General features: G+C 52.6%; 2 protein-coding genes. Both read right to left on the bottom strand.

The window, feature by feature from the left end; genetic code table 11:
* The coding region (locus tag DWZ03_RS19745) for an efflux RND transporter permease subunit (protein WP_133303181.1) at positions 1-3113 on the bottom strand (3113 nt) is incomplete at its 3' end.
* Complete coding sequence (locus DWZ03_RS19740) at positions 3113-4585, bottom strand: TolC family protein (RefSeq protein ID WP_005823863.1); 1473 nt, start codon at positions 4583-4585, stop codon at positions 3113-3115. The genes DWZ03_RS19740 and DWZ03_RS19745, both read right to left, overlap by 1 nt.
* Positions 4586-4671: the final 86 nt, after the last annotated feature.

The following is a 4671-nucleotide window of genomic DNA, read 5'->3' as shown; positions in this document are numbered from 1 at the left end:
GCCGCCAATGGAAACCAGAAAGCCTCCTTGTCCTCACCTATCATGAAAGGGATAAATCCCAGAATGGTAGAAACTACCGTGAGGAAAATAGGAACGACCTTCGCATTCCACGCCTTGACGTAGGCACGAAGAGCGGAAAGACGGGGGAAACGACGTCGGATGCTGTTGTACTCGTTCAGGACATAGATGCTGGCATTCACCGTGATGCCACACAGCAGGACGAACGAGGCAAAACCGCCCTGGTCGAAGTTCAGCCGGAACCAATAGAAAGTAAGAAATACCCCGATATAAGAAACCGGAATCACAAAGATGATGGCAAGCGGCTGCTTCAGGGAGTTGAACAGAACGCTGGTCGTAAAGAAGATGATGGCTATCACCACCAGCAGAAGCAGGTATTGGCGGTTGTCCTTCTCGCCCCATGACCAACTGTTGCTGTCCGACTCGGCTGTATAACCCATCGGCAACAGTTTGTTGAACTCCTCCAGGTCACGTTTCTGTATCTTGTTGCCCATCTCATTGGAGCCGATATATTCGTATTGCAGGCAGAGGCGGTACTGCTGGTTTTCTTTGGCAATCTCCTGCGGCATCTGTCCCTTTTCCACAGTAGTCAGTTCGGAAAGCTTGTAATGCTTGCCGTTTCCTACTCCATAGGGGAAGAACTGCATCGCCCAGATGTCATATTCGGCAGACTGGCGGGAAGAGAGCTTGATTTTCTCCATCCCCTGCTCGGCCGCTACCGAACCAATCTCCAGATTCTTGCCAAAGATGGGGCGCACCGCAGAGAAAAGCACTTGCGCGTCGATGCCCTCTTGCGCCATGCGCTCCTTGTTCAGGTTGAAGTAGAATTCCTGATAGTCATCCTTCCACCAGGAGAACTCCGAATTGATGAGCACTTCCTTGATACGCCGGTGCGTCAGCAGCTTGGCCTTCAGCTTCTCCGCCCACTCATAGAGTTCGTCGTAGTTGTAGCCGTACATCCTGATGCGGTAGGAGCCGGCACTCTCGCGGACGTCATTACTGAACCCCTGGTCCTGCAATCCGTAGATGCCCCAGCTGCCGCCTCCCAGTTCCAGTGCCTTGCTTATCATATTGGCTTTCAGTGTATAGGGAAAACCGCTGTTCCGGGCTTCCTTCTTGAAATAAATCTGCATACTGGCACGCCGGGGGCTGTAGATGGAAGTATGAAACTGCCTGATTTCCTTGAACCGGCTGAGGTAGGTCTCCATACGTTTCATCAAAGTGTTCATCTGCTCGAGGGTGCTGCCATTGGGAAGGTTGGCGTTGGCATAGAGCACCACCTCCTCATTACGGGTGAAGTAACTGCCTTCGTACACCTTCTGTATGAAAAGCCGCAAGCTGCCGCCCAGCGCCTTGTCCACAATGGGTTTCACCGACTCTTTATAGGTATCCGAACCGAATACCTTATTGTAAGCAGCTTCCCATTTTCCCCCTCCTTCCAGTTTGTCGGGCAACAGAAAAACGGGCAGACCGAAACCCAACAGTAACAGCAGGCATACAGCCCAGCGCCAACGGCACAGAAAACGGATGAGAGCAGAATAGCAGCAGGAGAAATAAACGGGGAAACGTCTGAAAATCCGTCCCAACCTTGTTTTGAATGTTTGCGTCAGCCCCGGCAAGACAAGACGCCTCTTCTTCCCCGTAATCCGCCTCACCAGTCCTATCTTCTCAATCATCGACGGAACAAAGAACAACGCCACCATCAAGGAAACAGCCAGATTGATGATCACTACCGCTGCAAAGTCCTGCAGGTTGAGCCGTATCTTCTCGTCAAGGAAGAAAATGATAACAAGCGCACCCATCGTAGTGAGGGTTGCCGCCAACACCGACAGGAAGGCCTTGAGATTACGCCGATGCAGAATGTGGTCGGTCATGACAATGGTGCTGTCTATCACCAGATTCAGCGAGACAGTGATACCCGCCAGCGAATAAAGCTGCATCTCAAGTCCGAAGAGGTAGTAGAAGATAAGTGCCACCGCTATATTTACAGCCAGGCTGGTAACTATCAGAAAAAGATATTTCAACTTACGAGTAATGAGCCATACAAATACAAGCAGGATGAGTACCGTCAAACCGGTACGGAAGTAAATCTTGTCCAGTTCTTCCCGTATGTACTCGGTCGCATCATAGCTGGTATGCACTTCATATCCGACAGGAAGTACCTGCCGAACAGCTTCCATCTCGTCCATCACGGCACGGTTCAGTTGCAACTGGTTGGCAGTTTCTTCCGCAGTAATGGATAGATAGACGGAATTCAGCCCATTGATGCGGTAATAGCTTTGCGGCTCCTCCTCCATACGGACAGCCGACACCAGTTCGTCCAAGCGGAGCAGTTTCCCGTCGGTAGCCGTCACGGTGATGGCAGCAGGATTAAAACCAAGGGAGTTGCTCTCCGGCACCAGTGCCAGGCGTATCCATTCCCGGCTACCGTTACCTGTATCCACATTGTGCGTACCCAGAAATTCCTTCCGGTAATGCCGCTGTACTGCCTCGCTGATGTCCGACAGTGCCACACCCAGCAAGCGCAACTGTTCACTGTCATATTCCAGTCTCCACTCCATGGGCGTGGCACCGCTGAGTTCCACCTTATAGATACCCGGAATATTTGCCAGCCGCGGCTTGATATGCTCCTCGGCATACTGCTGAATCAATATCGGAGTGGAAGGGGCATTCAGTGTGAAGGACATGAAAGGGCGTGAGGCGTTCTCGTCGGGCACTTTCATGTGAATGGTGGGATAGCTGACACCTTCGGGCAATTGGGGCCACGTCTGCCGGATGATGGTGGAAGCTTCGAAGCGGACTGCCTCGACATCGGCATGCTTGTCCAGCTCCACAGTAATGTTGCCGTAGCCGTTGCCCGAAGTGGAGTTCAGCCGCTTCACTCCGCGGATACGCGCCAGCATGGATTCCAGCTTGCTGGTCACTTCCATCTCCACCACCCGCGACGAAGTGCCAGGCATGCTGAAACCCACCGTGAAGCCGGGCAGGCTGCGTGACGGATTCAGCTTGACGGGGAGCAGCGGTATCAACGCCACCCCTACCAAAGCAAGGCAGACAAACGCCACTATGACGGTGAAGGAAGAAACTCGTTTCATCAGTTATTATAATCAAATTTTTCCGACAGCGAAAATCCGCTGGCAAAGTCGTGCAACGTCAGTTTCCGTATCTTGTAATAATTCAGCCAGTAGTCCTGCAAGGCGGAGATGTAATTGCGTTGCGCTTCCTGCTGGCGGTTCAGCGAGAGGGTCAGGCTGTTGATGTCTGCCTTGCCGATAATGAAGCGCTGGCGGGTTTCGTTATACGCCAGGATGGCAAGGTCGAGGGCCTCTTCGGCACTGGCGACGAGGGCTTGCTGGACGTTGAAGTCGCTGACGGTCATGATAACCTCCTCCTCAATGCTGATTTCACTTTGCCTGGCAGAAGTCTTCACCACGTTCAGATTGTTCCTCGCCATGTTGTATTTGCCTTTCCTCACGCCCCAGTCCACCAGTGGAATGGAGACACTGACCGACACCATCTCCTGCTGCATGGGATGCCTGTATGCTTCACCGAATTTCTCCGCCACCTGGTTGAAGCCGACGCTGGCGTTGATGCTGGCGTTGAAGCGCGACTCCTTCTTCGTCTTGTCTACTGTCTGCTCGGCTTCCAGCACTTCCTGACGAAGCCCCAGAAATTCCGGATTGTTGGCTTGAGCGGCCAGCAAAGCCTCATCAACCGGTATGGTCAGCGCCCTCGGACGTCCCGGAAGCGACACCCTGATATCCGTGTTCTTCTCCATATTCAGGAAAGATGCCAACGAAAACATGGCGCGCTTCAAGGCACTGGCGGCATTCTGCAAAGTATTGCGGGCGTTCACCACGTCGAGTTTCAGCGTCAGCAGGTCGGCACGGCTGATGGCGGCTATCTTCAGGCGCTGCATACCGATGCGGTAGAGGGTATCGGTGGAGACGGCATTGTCCTTGGCCAAGTCATATTCCGCCTGTGCCATGGCAAGCGCAAAGAAATAGGTAGTGGCCTGCTCGGATACTCGCTCTGCATTGTAAATATACTCCTTCTTCACCTTTTCGTACTTCAGCGGCTCAATCCTGCGTTCCCAACGGAAAGGATTGTAACCGACCAGACTCTGCGAGTAGCCCAAACGAACCGGAACACTGGTGAACTGGGTATACTTGTTTCCACCGAAGCTCCGCATATAGCCCAGCTCCGTATCCAGATAGAACGTACCGCCCGTCAAGTCGAAATTCTGTCTGACGGCAAGATTGCCGTATGCATAGAAGGATTGCTGGCTGCGATAGATGTCAAGGTCCTGTTCGGAGTCGTAACGCTTGGTGATATCGCGGTTGTACTGTGCCGGAGTCATGTTCAGCGTCAGGCTGGGAAGGCGGTTTGCCTTATAGGTGCGGTATTCCCAATAACCGGCCAGATACATGTTCTTGGTGCGGAAGGCTTCCAGCGAACTGTCATTCGCCAGGGCAATGGTCTGCTGCAAATCGAGCGTTATCCGCTGCTGGGCAAAAGCGGAAAGGGCTCCCAGACTGAACAAAAGTATAAGACTTAATTTCTTCATGCTCTTTCTTTTCTATAAATAAACCAATATATCAACGGGATGATGAACAGACTGACCAGTGTCCCCACGAACATCGCCCCAATCAT

It is taken from the genome of Bacteroides sp. AF29-11 (genome assembly GCF_003602895.1).
Lineage (GTDB): Bacteria > Bacteroidota > Bacteroidia > Bacteroidales > Bacteroidaceae > Bacteroides > Bacteroides uniformis.
This window is presented reverse-complemented; position numbering and strand designations above follow the sequence as displayed.

Coding starts and splice junctions, on each gene's coding strand:
- DWZ03_RS19740 (WP_005823863.1), bottom strand. CDS start 4,585: ATGAAGAAATTAAGTCTTATACTTTTGTTCAGTCTGGGAGCCCTTTCC.